This is a genomic window from Endobacter medicaginis (assembly GCF_014192375.1).
Taxonomy (GTDB): domain Bacteria; phylum Pseudomonadota; class Alphaproteobacteria; order Acetobacterales; family Acetobacteraceae; genus Endobacter; species Endobacter medicaginis.
This window is the reverse complement of sequence record NZ_JACHXV010000010.1, coordinates 1-14,974: the sequence shown is the minus strand read 5'-3', so window position 1 is coordinate 14,974 and position 14,974 is coordinate 1. Positions and strand designations below refer to the sequence as shown.

At 66.2% G+C, this 14,974-nt stretch carries 15 protein-coding genes; 9 read left to right on the top strand and 6 right to left on the bottom strand.

Going from position 1 to position 14,974, the window contains the following annotated elements; genetic code table 11:
- Window positions 1-176: 176 nt before the first annotated feature.
- The gene (locus FHR90_RS12415) at window positions 177-818 is read right to left on the bottom strand and encodes a class I SAM-dependent methyltransferase (RefSeq protein ID WP_183275334.1); all 642 of its coding nucleotides are present in this window, start codon (window positions 816-818) and stop codon (window positions 177-179) included.
- A gap of 223 nt (window positions 819-1,041) precedes the next feature.
- On the opposite strand from FHR90_RS12415, the gene FHR90_RS12410 reads away from it, so the two are divergent.
- On the top strand, window positions 1,042-1,752 hold the full coding sequence (locus FHR90_RS12410; protein WP_176622045.1) for a hypothetical protein: 711 nt from the start codon (window positions 1,042-1,044) through the stop codon (window positions 1,750-1,752).
- Window positions 1,753-1,755: 3 nt separating this feature from the next.
- On the opposite strand, the gene FHR90_RS12405 is transcribed toward FHR90_RS12410, so the two are convergent.
- Window positions 1,756-2,325: a YidB family protein gene (locus FHR90_RS12405; RefSeq protein WP_183275333.1), complete on the bottom strand. Its 570-nt coding sequence runs from the start codon at window positions 2,323-2,325 to the stop codon at window positions 1,756-1,758.
- 96 nt (window positions 2,326-2,421) lie between these two features.
- On the opposite strand from FHR90_RS12405, the gene FHR90_RS12400 reads away from it, so the two are divergent.
- From FHR90_RS12400 to FHR90_RS12380, 5 genes are read left to right on the top strand one after another with little or no spacing between them, the layout of a single operon-like run.
- Window positions 2,422-3,732: an extracellular solute-binding protein gene (locus tag FHR90_RS12400; RefSeq protein ID WP_266152723.1), complete on the top strand. Its 1,311-nt coding sequence runs from the start codon at window positions 2,422-2,424 to the stop codon at window positions 3,730-3,732.
- Window positions 3,733-3,761: 29 nt separating this feature from the next.
- A complete protein-coding gene (locus FHR90_RS12395) occupies window positions 3,762-4,649 on the top strand; it encodes a carbohydrate ABC transporter permease (protein WP_176622047.1) in 888 nt (295 codons plus the stop codon).
- A gap of 3 nt (window positions 4,650-4,652) precedes the next feature.
- Complete coding sequence (locus tag FHR90_RS12390; RefSeq protein WP_176622048.1) at window positions 4,653-5,519, top strand: carbohydrate ABC transporter permease; 867 nt, start codon at window positions 4,653-4,655, stop codon at window positions 5,517-5,519.
- 12 nt (window positions 5,520-5,531) lie between these two features.
- Entirely contained in the window at window positions 5,532-6,677 is a 1,146-nt protein-coding gene (locus FHR90_RS12385) for an ABC transporter ATP-binding protein (RefSeq protein WP_176622049.1), read from the top strand.
- Between the two features lie 26 nt (window positions 6,678-6,703).
- On the top strand, window positions 6,704-7,465 hold the full coding sequence (locus tag FHR90_RS12380) for an SDR family NAD(P)-dependent oxidoreductase (protein ID WP_176622050.1): 762 nt from the start codon (window positions 6,704-6,706) through the stop codon (window positions 7,463-7,465).
- 56 nt (window positions 7,466-7,521) lie between these two features.
- Here FHR90_RS12380 and FHR90_RS12375 read toward each other — a convergent pair whose 3' ends face one another.
- The 4 genes from FHR90_RS12375 to FHR90_RS12360 form a co-directional block, all read right to left on the bottom strand.
- The gene (locus FHR90_RS12375) at window positions 7,522-7,707 is read right to left on the bottom strand and encodes a hypothetical protein (protein ID WP_176622044.1); all 186 of its coding nucleotides are present in this window, start codon (window positions 7,705-7,707) and stop codon (window positions 7,522-7,524) included.
- Between the two features lie 82 nt (window positions 7,708-7,789).
- The gene (locus FHR90_RS12370; RefSeq protein ID WP_176622051.1) at window positions 7,790-8,017 is read right to left on the bottom strand and encodes a hypothetical protein; all 228 of its coding nucleotides are present in this window, start codon (window positions 8,015-8,017) and stop codon (window positions 7,790-7,792) included.
- A 126-nt stretch (window positions 8,018-8,143) separates the two neighbouring features.
- Window positions 8,144-9,211, bottom strand: coding sequence for a histidinol-phosphate transaminase (gene hisC / locus FHR90_RS12365; protein WP_176622052.1), 1,068 nt, complete (start codon window positions 9,209-9,211; stop codon window positions 8,144-8,146).
- Between the two features lie 43 nt (window positions 9,212-9,254).
- Window positions 9,255-10,064: a DUF1217 domain-containing protein gene (locus FHR90_RS12360; RefSeq protein ID WP_176622053.1), complete on the bottom strand. Its 810-nt coding sequence runs from the start codon at window positions 10,062-10,064 to the stop codon at window positions 9,255-9,257.
- 115 nt (window positions 10,065-10,179) lie between these two features.
- Here FHR90_RS12360 and FHR90_RS17655 point away from each other — a divergent pair, with 115 nt between their 5' ends.
- The 3 genes from FHR90_RS17655 to clpB all read left to right on the top strand — a co-directional run bounded on the left by FHR90_RS17655 (window position 10,180) and on the right by clpB (window position 14,641).
- Complete coding sequence (locus tag FHR90_RS17655; protein ID WP_176622054.1) at window positions 10,180-11,424, top strand: flagellin N-terminal helical domain-containing protein; 1,245 nt, start codon at window positions 10,180-10,182, stop codon at window positions 11,422-11,424.
- A gap of 67 nt (window positions 11,425-11,491) precedes the next feature.
- Complete coding sequence (locus tag FHR90_RS12350; RefSeq protein WP_176622055.1) at window positions 11,492-11,920, top strand: flagellar biosynthesis regulator FlaF; 429 nt, start codon at window positions 11,492-11,494, stop codon at window positions 11,918-11,920.
- A gap of 132 nt (window positions 11,921-12,052) precedes the next feature.
- Entirely contained in the window at window positions 12,053-14,641 is a 2,589-nt protein-coding gene (clpB, locus tag FHR90_RS12345; protein WP_176622056.1) for an ATP-dependent chaperone ClpB, read from the top strand.
- Window positions 14,642-14,974: the final 333 nt, after the last annotated feature.

Genomic DNA, 14,974 nt, shown 5'->3' with positions numbered 1-14,974 from the left:
ATCCCCCGCGGCTTTCGTGGCGGCCGTGTGGTTGGAGTCCACGGCCTTTCCGTCAGGGGTGACAACCTTCCCTATACGTCAACCAAGCAGGGACGTAGCACCGAGCCTGCGCTTCGGCAAGCGCGGTTTTGGCTCGCCTGTCCGCAAAAATGCTTAAGCGTATTTACGAGTTCGGATCAGGCGACATCGCGATAACGCCAGACGCTGGCAGGCGGAAAGTTCAGCGGCGTCCAGAACTCGCGCCTCCCTGCCAGCCGGTGCGCGCGCATCGGCAGCGGCGAGGTCGCGCAGTAGGAGTAATGCAGGAACCCGCGCCGGCGCATCAGCGCCGGTGCGAGAGCGCGCATCGTGTCGATGAAGCGCGCCTGCGCCGCCTTCGGCAGCAGAACCAGCGGGATGCCGCAGATCAGCGCCCCGAGCGGCGGGCTGCCCTCGGCGGCGAGCAGGGCGGGCAGGTCGCGCGCGTCGGCCTCGATCACCCGCACCCCGGCGAGGCTGCGTCGCAGGTGGGCGGCCATGGCGGGGACGATCTCGACCGCGATCAGCCGTTCGGGGGGCAGTCCTGCATCGAGCAGGGCGCGGCCGATCACTCCGGTGCCGGCGCCGAGCTCCAGCACCGTCTCGCCCTCCTGCGGCCAGGCCGCCCGCACCAGGCGGCGGCACAGCGCCGGCGAGGATGGCACCACCGAGCCCATCTGCAATGGATGGGCCAGCCACCGGCGCAGGAACAGTGCCGTGCCGCCCCGGTCGGGTGCCGGAGCGGTGGAGCGATCGACGGTGGTCTCGAGCCCGGCGGACTCGCGGGTCAGGGCATCCATCGGCGCAAAGTAGCGACCGCCCGTGCCGTGGCGCGCGACATTGTGGTGACACTTGTCGTGCCACGCAGGGTGATGGAATACGCCACGATCATCGCGGATCCGTAAAATTATGGCCTCGTACGCCAGGTCGGGTGTAGGGCGGCGAGCGCAAACCAGGTTGTTCCGGCTTGGCATGTATCTTGCGAGGCATCGAGGCAAGACGCCTTATCCGGAGTGAATCCCCATGCCCCCTCGCTGGCTCCTGCCCCTCGCCGTCGCAGGTCTGTGCCTGTCGGTCGCCGCCCGCGCGGCCGTGTTGACCGGTACCTCGCTGTCGATCGACGATCTCTGCGCGAAGCGGGTGGTCATCACGCCCGACCCGTCGCTGAAAGGGCGCGTGAGTTTGGACCTCGCCGCCGCCAATCCGCAGGAGCTGACATCGGTGACGCTCGGTTCGGGTAATGGCGAGGCGAGGATCACCGGCCATTTCTGCGCGCACGGCCTGTCGGACGACCGCAAACCCACGCTGCTGGCGACGATCCTGGTTCCGCCCGGGATGGCGCTGCACGTGACGGAATCGACGGTCGGCGACTATCGCATCGGCGCCGTGGGCGGCCCGATGGTGTTGCGGCTGTCCGGCGCCAACGCCGTCTCGGTCGCCGCCGCCGGCCCGGTCGACCTGTCGAGCAGTGGTTCTGGTGCCATTTCGATCGACCATATCGAGGGCGATCTCGATGCCGACCTGTCTGGAAGTTCCGCTCTGAGCGTCGGTGCAGGCGAGATCGGCCATGCCCATCTCGATCTCAGCGGCGTGGGTCAGGCCAGCATCGGCGCCATCGTGCGTGAGGGCTGGTTCGATGTCAGCGGCGTGGGCAGCATCTCGCTCGCCCACCCGGTCGGGGTGGTGCATCGGCGCGAGATCAGCGGGGTCGGCCGCATCACCATCGCGCCATAGGCGTCAGCCGAGCAGCCGGCCCAGGATCGAGGTGATCGCGTCGCCCTGCGCCGGCGCGCCCACCGGCTGGCCGTTCGTATCCGCGCCCTGCGGCGTGGCGTGATCGACCGCGCTCGGCAGCACATGCGCCAGCACCTGGGTCGCCAGACCGGCGGGCAGGCCGTGCGCCTGCGCCCAGGCGTCGATCTGTCCCGCCGGCAGCACCTGCTGCAACTCCGCCGAGCTGACCGGCAGATTCGCGCCCGAGCCGATCCAGGACTGCACCTTGTCGCCCATCCCGGCCTGCTCGAACTTGGCGATCAGTCCCTGGATGCCGCCGGCCTGCTCGATCGCATGCGCGACGAAACCGGCGATCGCGGCGCCGCCCACCCCGCCCAGCGGGCCGCCGAGGCTGCCTTCGCGCTCGTTGCTGCCGCCCGCGCCGCCGGTCAGGCTGCCGAGAAGGCCGCCGAGAATTCCGCTCATGATGGTGATCTCCGAAAGGATCGCTGCCTCGATTCGTAGCAGGCCCACGGCACGGCGGCAAAGTGCGCGCTGCTTGACGGGGCGGGAGCCTGCGCGCAGTGTCATCATCAACCAGGCTGCCTGACGGTCTGGACTGAAAAATGACATCGGGGAGGGCTTCAGGCCGTGTCAGTTAAAGCCAGCATTGCGTCCATTCACGGGCGCGTGATTCGTGCCTGTCTGCTTGCCGGAGTGGCGAGCGTCTCTCTCGCCGCCGGGGCCAATGCGGAGCCGGTCTCCATCACCATCGCCACCGTCAACAACGGCGACATGGTGACCATGCAGAAGCTGTCCGACGCGTTCGAGAAAGCCAATCCCGACATCAAGCTCAACTGGGTGGTGCTGGAAGAGAACACGCTGCGCCAGCGCGTGACCACCGACATCGCCACCCATGCCGGCCAGTTCGACGTGCTGACCATCGGCAATTACGAAGCCCCGATCTGGGCGCAGCGCGGCTGGCTCGAGAAGATCACCCCCGACGCCGCCTACGATACCGACGACCTGCTCAAGCCGGTGCGCGATTCGCTGAGCTATAAGGGCGCGATCTACGCGCTGCCCTTCTATGCCGAAAGCGCGATGACCTATTACCGCACCGACCTGTTCAAGAAGGCCGGGCTGACCATGCCCACCGCGCCGACCTATGAGCAGATCCGGCAGTTCGCCGACAAGATCACCGACAAGTCCAATGGTGTCTACGGCATGTGCCTGCGCGGCAAGCCCGGCTGGGGTGAGAACATGGCGTTCTTCACCATGCTGGTGACCGCGATGGGCGGTCAGTGGTTCGGTGATGGCTATCACGCCACCATCGACACGCCCGCCTGGCACAAGGCGCTCGACTGGTATGACGGCATCCTCAAGGCCGATGGCCCGCCCGGCGCGACGTCCAACGGCTTCAACGAGAATCTCGCCCTGTTCGCGTCCGGTCATTGCGGCATGTGGATCGACTCCACCGTCGCCGCCGGCCTGCTGTATGACAAGAAACAGAGCACGGTGGCCGACAAGGTGGGCTTCGCGCCTGTGCCGACCGGCAGCTATACCGGCGGCCCGACCTGGCTGTGGTCCTGGGCGCTGGCGGTGCCGGTGTCGTCCACGCACAAGGGTGCGGCCGAGAAGTTCGTCACCTGGGCGACGTCGAAGGCCTATGTCGATCTCGTCGCCAAGACCAACGGCTGGGTCTCGGCGCCCGCTGGCACGCGGCAGTCGACCTACGCCAACCCGCAATACAAGGCGGTCGCGCCGTTCGCCTCGTTCGTGCTCGATGCGATCGACAATTCCAACCCGAACGGCAAGACCGCACAGCCGCGGCCCTATGTCGGCGCACAGTTCGTCGGCATCCCCGAGTTCCAGGGCATCGGTACCCAGGTCGGGCAGACCATTGCCGCCACGCTGACCGGCGGGCTGAGTGCCGACCAGGCGCTCAAATCCGCGCAGTCGGCCACGCAGCGCACCGTGCGCCAGGCCGGTCTCGCGCACTGAGCCGCACGCAGATCGGGGGAGGACCGGCCATGTCGGCGAGCACGATGCCCGCATCCCGCAGCCGAGGCGCCGGCCTCCCGTTTCTCGCGCCCTCGGTGCTGGTGCTGCTGCTGTGGATGATCGTGCCGCTGGCGATGACGCTGTGGTTCTCCACCCAGCGCTACAACCTGCTCGATCCGACCCAGACCGGCTTCGCCGGCATCGACAATTACTACTATCTCGTCACCGATCCCGATTTCTGGACTTCGCTGGTCAACACGCTGGTCCTGGTGGTCTCTGTGCTGGTCATCACCGTCGGTCTGGGAACGTTGCTTGCGGTGCTCTACGACACCGCGTTTCCGGGCCGCAACATCGCCCGCCTGCTGGTCATCGCACCGTTTTTCGTGATGCCGACCGTCAGCGCGCTGATGTGGAAGAACCTGATGATGCACCCGATCTACGGTTTGTTCGGGGTCGTCGCCCATGCGTTCGGCTTCGCGCCGATCGACTGGTTCGCGCAATATCCGATGGCGGCGATCGTCATCATCGTCTCGTGGGAATGGCTGCCGTTCGCGGTGCTGATCCTGCTCACCGCCGTGCAGTCGCTCGACGGCGAGCAGAAGGAAGCCGCCCGGCTCGACGGTGCGGGCCCGATCGCGCAGTTCGTCTACATCATCCTGCCGCACATGCGGCGCGCGATCACCGTGGTGATCATGATCGAGACGATCTTCCTGCTGACCATTTTCGCCGAGATCTTCGTCACCACCTCCGGCGGCCCCGGTACAGCGACGACGACACTCGCTTACCTGATCTACGCCCGCGCGCTGCTGCAATACGATGTCGGGGGTGCATCGGCCGGCGGCGTGGTGGCGATCGTGCTCGCCAATATCGTGGCGATCTTCCTGGTGCGCAGTATCGCGCGCAATCTGGAGGCCTGAGCGATGGCAACGGTGATCTCCGACACCCCCGTCAAGCTTCGCGCCTCCGGCACTGTCGGCGAGCGTGCGCACTGGGCGGTCGGCGTGCTCGGCTGGCTGGTTGCTTTGGCGATGTTCTTCCCGATCGCCTGGATGGTGCTGACCAGTTTCAAATCCGAGACCGACGCCATCGCCACCCCGCCACTGCTGCTCTTCCACCCGACTCTCGAGGGCTATGCGGAGGTGCAGTCGCGCGCCAATTACCTGCTGTTCGCGCTCAACAGCGTCATCGTTTCCGTCGGCGGCACCGCGCTCGCCCTGCTGTTTGCGGTTCCTGCCGCCTATTCGATGGCCTTTCATCCGACCAGGCGCACCCGCGGCACGCTGCTGTGGATGCTGTCGACCAAGATGCTGCCCCCCGTGGGTGTGCTGATCCCGATCTACCTGCTGTTCCGCAATCTCGGCCTGCTCGATACGCGCATCGGTCTGATCGCCATCTACATGCTGATGAACCTGCCGATCGTGGTGTGGATGCTCTACACCTTCTTCAAGGAAGTCCCGAAGGATATCCTCGAGGCCGGTCGGATGGACGGTGCGAACCAGCGTGACGAGATCCGCCACCTTCTGCTGCCGCTGGCCATGCCCGGCATTGCCTCGACCGGGCTGCTGTCGCTGATCCTGTGCTGGAACGAGGCGTTCTGGAGCCTCAACCTCACCTCGCACGCAGCCGCCCCGCTGACCCAGTTCATCGCCTCGTTCTCCAGCCCCGAGGGCCTGTTCTTCTCGAAGCTGTCGGCGGCGTCCACGATGGCCATCGCGCCGATCATGGTGCTGGGCTGGATCAGCCAGAAACAGCTCGTCCGTGGCCTGACCTTCGGCGCCGTGAAATAGGATCTTCGACCCATGGCCACACTGACGCTGCGCGACATCCGCAAGAGCTATCCGGGCGCTGCCGCCGAAACCATCAAGGGCGTGTCGCTCGATGTCGCCGACCGTGAGTTTGTCGTCTTCGTCGGACCGTCAGGATGCGGCAAGTCCACCCTGCTGCGCATGATCGCCGGGCTCGAGGACATCAGCGGCGGCGAACTCGCCATCGACGGTGTCCGCATGAACGAGACCGGTCCCGCCGGGCGGGGCCTTGCGATGGTGTTCCAGTCCTACGCGCTGTATCCGCACATGACCGTGCGGCAGAACATGGAATTCGCGCTCAAGCTCGCCAAGCTGCCCGTGGTCGAACGACGCGCGAAGGTGGAGGAGGCGGCGCGCATCCTCCAGCTCACCGACTATCTCGACCGCACCCCGCGCCAGCTCTCCGGAGGCCAGCGCCAGCGTGTCGCCATCGGCCGGGCCATCGTGCGCTCGCCCAAGGTGTTCCTGTTCGACGAGCCGCTGTCGAATCTCGACGCAGCCCTGCGCGGCCAGATGCGGCTCGAACTCGCAAGGTTGCACAACGAGCTCGCTGCGACGATGATCTATGTCACCCACGATCAGATCGAGGCGATGACGCTCGCCGACAAGATCGTCGTGCTGCGCGCCGGCCGCGTCGAGCAGCTCGGCTCGCCACTCGAGCTCTACCGCGACCCGGCCAACATTTTCGTCGCCGGGTTTATCGGCGCGCCAAAGATGAACCTGCATCCCGGCCGCGTGCTCGACACCCGCCCAGATGGCGTGCGCATCGCGCTCGATTCCGGGCCTGTGCTCGATGTCGCGGTCGCTGGCGATCGCCTCGCCCCGGGGGCTGCCATCACCTTCGGCGCCCGCCCCGAGGACATCACCGTCGCCGGCACGGCGGGACCCGACCGGCTGAGTGGCCGGGTGGTGGTGGTCGAGCATCTCGGTGGCCAGACCCTGGTGCATCTGGAAACCGACTCCGGCGAAAGCTGGCTGGTGCAGACCGACGGCAGCAGCACCATCGCCATCGGCGACACCGTGCATCTCGGCTTCGACGGCACCGTCAGCCATGTTTTCGACGGGCAGGGCCAGGCGGTGCCGCGCCTGCACCGCCACGACCCGAGCGCCGAGGCGGCGCGCATCCGCGCCGTCTCCTGACCCCGAACAGACGGAAAATCAGTCCGATGTACCTCGAAAAACTGCGTCTCGACGGCCGCGTGGCGGTGGTCACGGGCGGCGCGCGCAATATCGGCCTCGCCTGCTCGGCCGCGCTCGCCGAAGCGGGAGCGACGGTGGTGATCGCCGATCTCGACGAGACGGTCGCCCGTGAGGCGGCGGCTGGCCTGCCGCAGGGTGACAGCGTGAAGATGGATGTCACCAGCTCGGCTTCGGTCGATGCCGCCGCCGCCGAGCTCCAGGCGCGATACGGTCATGTCGACATCCTGGTCTGCTGCGCGGGCATCTGCAAAAGCGAGATCCGCGCCGAAGACGGCACCGACGAGTGGTGGCGCGTGCAGATGGCGATCAACCTCGATGGCACCTACTATGCCAACCGCGCCTTCGGCCGGTTGATGCTGGCCCAGGGGCGCGGCGCGATCGTCAACATGGGCTCGATGTCGGCCGAGATCGTCAACAAGCCGCAGGAACAATCCGCCTACAATGCGTCCAAGGCGGCGGTTCACCATCTGACGAAGTCGCTGGCTGCCGAATGGGCGACGCGCGGCGTGCGGGTCAACGCGGTCGCGCCCACCTATATCGAAACCACCATGACCCGCTTCGGCATGGAGAACCCGGCACTTTATCCGCACTGGATCGAGAACACGCCGATGGCCCGCGTCGGTCAGCCTGACGAGGTGGCCTCGGTCGTGCACTTCCTCGCCTCCGATGCCGCCAGCCTGATGACCGGTGCGGTGGTGCTTGTCGATGGCGGCTATACCTGCTGGTAGAATGATAAACGCCCGCCCGGAATGATCCGGACGGGCGTCTGATGGTGATGCGTCGCCTATTTCTGCCGCAGCTCGGCTTCGAGTTCGGCGATCCGTCGACGAATGCTGTCTCGCAGCGTGTTGGCGGTATGCGATTTCATCCCGGCCAGCGTCTCGCGCAGCTCCCTCAGCAGCTTCTGCTTTTCGGCCGCGTTGCGCTTGATCGGCTGGTTGTCGGAAAATTGTCCGTGGTAGGCGCGCAAGTTCGATCCTGTCGGCTCGTGGTTTCGACCCTCGAAGCCTTAGGTGAATCCGCTCGCCCTGCCTACCCCGGGCCGGGCCCGATCAGCGGTGCGGCGCGAAGCTGCTGCCGCGCAGGGCAATGAAATCGAGCCGGCCGAGCTGCGCATCGTCCGCAGCGCGATCGCTGTAGGTGTTGACCACACCACGGACGCGCGCCGCATGGGCCTCGGTACGTGTGGCGTGCAGCCGGCGCGCCGAGCCGAAGAACGCACGAACCATGTCGCGCAGACCGACAGGGGCGAGGGCGAGTTCATGGGTAGAGGCGGACATCGTCGTCTTCCCGGGCGCGGGCCTTGCGGCGGGATGCCGTCTGGCCGGTGCGCCTCAATTGGTGCGATGCAACAAATACATCGCCCACCGACCTTCCGCAAGCAAATTGTGCGTTGCACCATTTTTTCACCCGGCGGACAGGATTGCCTCCAGTGCCTCCAGCAGTCGTTGATGCTGGGCCGGCGTGCCGATGGTGATGCGCAGATGATCGCTGATCCGCGCCTGCCGGAAATGCCGCACCAGTACCGCCCGCGCCCGCAGCGCCGCGGCGAGCTCGGCGCCGTCATGCTCCGGATGCCGGGCGAAGACGAAATTCGCCGCTGACGGCAGCACCTCGAAGCCGAGCTTCGTCAACGCCGACACCAGCGCCGCGCGCTCGTCGATGATCGCGGCCCGCGTCGCCTCGAAATGCGCCGCGTCGCCGAGCGCCGCCAGCGCCCCGGCAGCCGCCAGCTGGTCGATCGGGTAGGAATTGAAGCTGTTCTTGATCCGGTTCAGCGCGTCGACCAGTGGCGCCTGCCCGAACGCCAGCCCCAGACGCAGCCCGGCCAGCGAGCGCGATTTCGACAGTGTCTGCGTCACCAGTAGGTTCGGGTACCGGCCGATCAGCGGAACGGCACTCTCGCCGCCGAAATCCACATAGGCCTCGTCGATCACCACCGGCGCGTCCGGATGGGCGATCAACAGCCGCTCGATGTCACGCAAGGGCAGCGCGATCCCGGTCGGCGCGTTCGGATTGGCCAGGATCACCCCGCCCGCCTGCCGCCCCTCATAGGCCGCCACATCGATCCGCAGCCCGTCATCGAGCGGCACCAGCTCATGCGCGATCTCGTACAGCCCGCAATAGACCGGATAGAAGCTGTAGGTGATGTCGGGATACAGCAGCGGCCGATCATGCCTCAGCAGTCCCTGGAAGATGAACGCCAGCACCTCGTCGGAGCCGTTGCCGACGAACACTTCCGCTGCATCCAGCCCGTGTGTCTCGGCGAGCCTGGCCCGCAGCGCGGTGGATTCCGGATCCGGATACAGCCGCAGCCGCTCATCCGCCGCAGCCCGGATCGCCGCAAGCGCTGCGGGGGAGGGGGGGTAGGGGTTCTCGTTGGTATTGAGCTTGACCAGCCCCTCGATCTGCGGCTGCTCCCCCGGCACATAAGGGGTCAGCTCGTGAACGATCGGGCTCCAGTAGCGGCTCATGGCAAAATCCTGCGGGCAGAGGCGACGCAGAGCTTTGCCACGCTCACGCCGAAAACGACAGCGCCCCTGCCGCCAGTGCCGTGAGGGAATTGGCGCCGCCGGAGCTGTTGAACAACGTCAGCAACGGATTCGCGCTGCCCGCGCTCGGCGCCGTCGGTGCCCAGTCCGGATTGGTCTGCAGCATGCACAGGTAGCGCTCCGCGTTGCGGTTGATGGTGCTGGTCGACTTGAAATCCGACAGGTTCACCATCTTTGTCACCATCTGCTTCTGCAGGGTGTAGTCGAGCGCGCCATACTGCGTTGGATTGACCCCGTGCATGATCAGCGTGACATTGAGCAGCCGGCTGTCCGCCATCAGTTGCGACACGGATTTCACCGAGCTCGCATTGCGCGCGTAATACAGCGCATCACCCAGGCCGGGCGAGGCGTCCTGCTGCTGGTTCTCGTACTGCGCCAGCACATAGCCCTGGGTGATGTTCGACACCACCGAGGCGGTGAATGGCGTCGGCTTCCACGATGACATCGCGCTGGCAAAGGTCTGCCAGGCCGCGTTGCCCGAGGTCCTGGCCAGCGAGGTCGCGCTGGTCGGATCCTGGGTCATTAGCTTGCTCAGCACGGCCGTGGCGTTGATCTGGTTTGACATTCCGTAGGCCGACAGCACCACCTGGAGCGTCTTGTAGTCCTTCAGCAGGGCCGCCGGCGAGGTCAGTGTCTTGGTGGCGGCGGTGAAATGCGCCAGAGCGCTGGTCTCGCTCGCCGAGGCCTTCTGCGCCTTCTGTGCCGCGCTGGTCTCGTTGCCGGCAATCTGGATGAAGGTCGCGACCGGCGACCCGCCGAGGGAGGAGATACTCATGGCTGCGGACCCATATCTGAACCGCCTCCATCATCGCTGCCGAGCGTAAACGCCCGGTTAATCTTTGCGGCCGAAAACCACTCCTGTGGAAAACCCTCCATAGGAGTAAAAACTCATGGCCTTCTCGATCAACACCAATACCGCCGCCCTCGCCGCCCTGCAGACGCTGCGCGAGACCAACGCCGACCTGACAGCGACCTCGAATGCCGTTTCGTCCGGCAAGAAGGTCAACAGTGCGGCGGATGACCCGGCCGTCTATGTCATCGCCCAGAAGATGAACAGCCAGATCTCCGGGCTTTCGGCGGTGTCGTCCGGCCTGTCCACGGGTGCGCAGGTCGTCTCGACCGCCAACTCCGCCCTGACCAGCATCGGCAGCGTGCTGACCCAGCTCAAGACGCTGGTGTCGGAAGGCCAGTCGGCCTCGATCGACCCCACCACCATCAACTCGCAGATCAGCAACCTGCTCAGCAACATCGACAGCTACGCCAAGAACGCTACCTTCTCCGGCGTCAATCTGATCTCCGGCAACACCGGCGGCTCGGTAACGTCCAACCAGCTGAAGCTGATCACCAGCGCCGACGCCTCGCAGTCCATCACGGTGGGCCGCGCCAACTCGGCAACCACCGATGCGATGAATGCCACCTCGGCCGGCCTCGGTCTCGCCAATCTGAGCACCACCTCGTCGGGCGTGACCTTCACCGGGCTGGGCGCGATCGGGACCGGTGGCTCCGTCACCCTGGCCAATAGCGTCACCACCGGAACCAGCGCCACCCCGTCACAGAGCTGGACGTTTACCCTGGCCACGACCGGCGCAGGCACGGTCGACACCGTCACTCAGGACGCCGTCAAGAACGTCACCGGCATCAGCCACGCGGTCACCGTCGTGCCCGCCTCCGGTCAGAGCGCGCAGGATGCGCTCGTCGCCGCGATGAAGAGCGCCGGCTTCTCCGTCAGCCTCACGCAGAACGCGACGACCGCGGCCGATGTCGACCTGCATGTGGCTGGCAACGACGTGGTCACCACCGGTGCCTCGGCGACGCCGGCCGCGAACGGCACGGCAGTGACCGGCTCCGCCTGGACCGGGTCTGACGCCGCGCTGGCAAATGTCGATGCGGCCATCAACAAGCTGGGTGCGATGTCCGTGACACTCGGCGCGCAGCAGAACCAGATCACCAGCCTGCAGAGCTACCAGAGCACTCTGAGCGATGCGCTGACGACCGGTGTCGGTGCGCTGACCGATGCCGACCTCTCCGAGGAAAGCGCCAAGCTCACCTCGCTGCAGACCAAGCAGCAGCTCGCCATCCAGTCGCTCTCGATGGCCAACTCGCAGTCGCAGTCGATCCTGAGCCTGTTCCGCTGACGGGTTGCGGGCGGGGATCTCGCCCCGCCCGCAAGACGCCAACGGAACTCCCGGGAGCTGACGAAAAATGGTCTACAATCCCTACCGGCGCGCCGGCGTCGCCGACACTGGCGGCATGAGCCCGCGCGAAATCGAGGCATCGGCGTTCGCCATGGTCAATCGCGCGCTCCGCGAGGCCCGCACGCCGCACGAGCGCGTCCTCGCCCTGGGCCGCAACCATGATCTTTGGTCGATCATCCTCAAGGATGTCGCCTCCGAACGTTGCGCCTTGCCGTCCGTCCTGCGCGACGACATCCTCCGCCTCGGTCTGTTCAGCACCCGTCGCAGCCTGCGCGCGATGGGGGAGAGCGCCCCCAGCCTCGCGGCGCTGCTCGAGATCAACGCCGACATGGAGGCCGCCCTGCGCCCCGCCGCTGCGGCGCCGTCCTCCCGGATGAGTGTTCCGCCGCTCGCACGGGTCGCAGAGCACGCCTCGCTGGCCGCCATGTCCGCCTGAGCTCAATCTTCCTTGGCACGCCTTGTGTTCAGGGCCTGTTCTCCCCACCTCTTCACGTGACAGTGATCGATATCGCCTTTGATGAGGGGTGTCGTCCTGCTGAACATGTCGCCTGAGTGAGAGGGACAGACCATGGATATCGAGAAGTTCACGGAACGCTCGCGCGGTTTCCTGCAAGCCGCGCAGACCATCGCCATTCGCGATTACAATCAACAACTTACGCCAGAGCACCTGCTCAAGGCGATGCTCGATGACGAGCAGGGTGCGGCGTCGGGCCTGATCCGCGCCGCCGGTGGTGATGCCCAGGCGGTACGCGCCGCCAACGATGCCGACCTCGCCCGGCTGCCGAAGGTGCAGGGCGGGGGCGCGGGCCAGCCACAGGCCACCCCTGATCTGGTGCGCGTGCTCGATGCCGCCCAACAGGGTGCGCAGAAGGCCGGCGACAGTTTCGTCGCACAGGACCGCCTGCTGGTCGCGCTCGCCGCCTCCGACACCGCGGCCGGCCGTGCTCTGAAGGCAGCCGGCGCCGGCGCGCCGGCGCTGGAGAAGGCCGTCGAGCTCACCCGCAAGGGCCGCAAGGTGGACAGCGAGAATGCCGAGGCAGGCTTCGACGCGCTGAAGAAATATGCCCGCGATGTCACCGCCGTTGCCCGCGAGGGCAAGCTCGACCCGGTGATCGGCCGCGACGAGGAAATCCGGCGCGCCATTCAGGTGCTCGCCCGCCGCACCAAGAACAACCCGGTGCTGATCGGCGAGCCGGGGGTTGGCAAGACCGCCATCGTCGAGGGTCTCGCCCTGCGCATCGTCAATGGCGACGTGCCGGAGGCGTTGAAGAACAAGAAGCTGCTGTCACTCGATCTCGGCGCTCTGGTCGCGGGGGCGAAGTTCCGTGGCGAGTTCGAGGAGCGGCTCAAGGCGGTGCTCAAGGAGATCGAGTCGGCCGCCGGGTCGATCATCCTGTTCATTGACGAGATGCACACGCTGGTCGGTGCTGGCCGCACCGACGGCGCGATGGATGCGTCGAACCTGATCAAGCCGGAGCTGGCCCGCGGCGTGCTGCACTGCATCGGCGCCACCACGCTCGACGAGTATCGCAAATACATCGAGAAGGACGCCGCCCTCGCCCGACGCTTCCAGCCGGTTTTCGTGGGCGAACCGAGTGTGGCCGACACCATCTCGATCCTGCGTGGCATCAAGGAGAAGTATGAGCTTCACCACGGCGTGCGCATCACCGATGCCGCCTTGGTCGCCGCCGCCACGCTGTCGAACCGCTACATCACGGACCGTTTCCTCCCCGACAAGGCGATCGACCTGATCGACGAGGCGGCGTCGCGCCTGCGCATGCAGGTCGACAGCAAGCCGGAGGCGCTCGACGAACTCGACCGCCGGCTGATCCAGCTCAAGATCGAGCGCGAGGCCCTCAAGCGCGAGGACGATGCCGCCAGCCGCGACCGGCTGACGACACTGGAAGGCGAGATCGCCGACCTCCAAGAGCGCTCCGATGCGTTGACCACTTCCTGGCGCACCGAGAAGGACAAGGTCCAGACCGTTCAGAAGCTCAAGGAGAAGCTCGACGCCGCCCGCTCGGAAGTCGAGGTGGCCCAGCGCCGCGGCGATCTCGGCCGGGCGTCGGAGCTGATGTACGGCGTGATCCCCGCACTTGAAAGTGAGATCGCCGAGGGTCAGTCCGGCGGCGACGAGCGCCTGGCGTCCGAGGCCGTTACTGAAGAGGGCGTCGCCGCCGTGGTGTCGCGCTGGACCGGCGTGCCGGTGGACAAGATGCTGGAGGGCGAGCGTGCCAAGCTGCTGCGCATGGAAGACGAGCTCCACCACCGGGTGATCGGCCAGGCGGCAGCCCTGGTGGCTGTCTCCAACGCCGTGCGCCGGGCCCGGGCCGGGCTGCAGGACCCCAACCGGCCGATCGGCTCGTTCCTGTTCCTCGGCCCGACCGGTGTCGGCAAGACCGAGCTGGCCAAGGCGCTGGCCGAGTTCCTGTTTGACGACGAGCGTGCCCTGCTGCGCATCGACATGAGCGAATTCATGGAGAAGCACGCCGTCTCCCGCCTGATTGGCGCGCCGCCTGGCTATGTCGGCTATGACGAGGGCGGGGTGCTGACCGAGGCGGTGCGCCGGCGCCCCTATCAGGTGATCCTGTTCGACGAGGTGGAAAAGGCGCACGAGGACGTCTTCAACATCCTGCTCCAGGTGCTCGATGACGGGCGACTGACCGACGGCCAGGGTCGGACGGTCGATTTCCGCAACACTCTCATCATCCTGACCAGCAATCTCGGCAGCGAGGTGCTGGCCAATCAGCCCGATGGCGAGCCGGCCACTCTGGTGCAGGCGCAGGTGATGAAGGTGGTGCGAGACCATTTCCGGCCCGAATTCCTCAACCGGCTGGATGAGATCGTGCTGTTCAACCGCCTCCAGCGCGCCGACATGGCCGGTATCGTGTCGATCCAGCTCTCGCGGCTGCGGGGCCTGCTAGGCGATCGCAAGATCACGCTCGATCTCGATCCCCTTGCAGTCGACTGGCTGGCCAACGAGGGCTACGACCCGGTCTATGGGGCGCGGCCGCTCAAGCGGGTGATCCAGCGTTCGCTGCAGAACCCGCTCGCCTCGCTGCTGCTGGAGGGCTCCATCCATAATGGAGAGACCATCCATGTGTCCGCGGGCCCGGAAGGGCTGATCCTGAACGGCCACGCCGTCGAAATGGCCTGAGCGCAAAGGGACCAGGCAAGGTATGCGCATGACGCATATCTTGCCTGCCCAGGCGGGCTGGTTTTTGCCGCAATGCAGCAGAAGAGCCGGTTTTACGGGGCTTTTGGTGATTGGCGGGCGGGCGGGCGGATTGGGACGTCGAGAATCGCCGTTGTCATCGTGTTGACACGGACCCACCCGAGGCCTATATCCCCGTTCACCGCGGCGCTGAGGGTTTCTAACCTCTTGGAAACGTTGGTTTTGTTCTTTTGACAATTGCATCGGATGGGAAGGGATATGCTGACGGCGTGATCTGTTCTGGTGGCTGGTTTCTGAGAGGGGGCTGGTTGCTTG

Coding starts and splice junctions, on each gene's coding strand:
- FHR90_RS12385 (WP_176622049.1), top strand. CDS start 5,532: ATGGCCACACTGACGCTGCGCGACATCCGCAAGAGCTATCCGGGCGCT.
- FHR90_RS12410 (WP_176622045.1), top strand. CDS start 1,042: ATGCCCCCTCGCTGGCTCCTGCCCCTCGCCGTCGCAGGTCTGTGCCTG.
- FHR90_RS12350 (WP_176622055.1), top strand. CDS start 11,492: ATGGTCTACAATCCCTACCGGCGCGCCGGCGTCGCCGACACTGGCGGC.
- FHR90_RS12390 (WP_176622048.1), top strand. CDS start 4,653: ATGGCAACGGTGATCTCCGACACCCCCGTCAAGCTTCGCGCCTCCGGC.
- hisC (WP_176622052.1), bottom strand. CDS start 9,211: ATGAGCCGCTACTGGAGCCCGATCGTTCACGAGCTGACCCCTTATGTG.
- FHR90_RS17655 (WP_176622054.1), top strand. CDS start 10,180: ATGGCCTTCTCGATCAACACCAATACCGCCGCCCTCGCCGCCCTGCAG.
- clpB (WP_176622056.1), top strand. CDS start 12,053: ATGGATATCGAGAAGTTCACGGAACGCTCGCGCGGTTTCCTGCAAGCC.
- FHR90_RS12415 (WP_183275334.1), bottom strand. CDS start 818: ATGGATGCCCTGACCCGCGAGTCCGCCGGGCTCGAGACCACCGTCGAT.
- FHR90_RS12360 (WP_176622053.1), bottom strand. CDS start 10,064: ATGAGTATCTCCTCCCTCGGCGGGTCGCCGGTCGCGACCTTCATCCAG.
- FHR90_RS12405 (WP_183275333.1), bottom strand. CDS start 2,325: ATGATGACACTGCGCGCAGGCTCCCGCCCCGTCAAGCAGCGCGCACTT.
- FHR90_RS12395 (WP_176622047.1), top strand. CDS start 3,762: ATGTCGGCGAGCACGATGCCCGCATCCCGCAGCCGAGGCGCCGGCCTC.
- FHR90_RS12370 (WP_176622051.1), bottom strand. CDS start 8,017: ATGTCCGCCTCTACCCATGAACTCGCCCTCGCCCCTGTCGGTCTGCGC.
- FHR90_RS12380 (WP_176622050.1), top strand. CDS start 6,704: ATGTACCTCGAAAAACTGCGTCTCGACGGCCGCGTGGCGGTGGTCACG.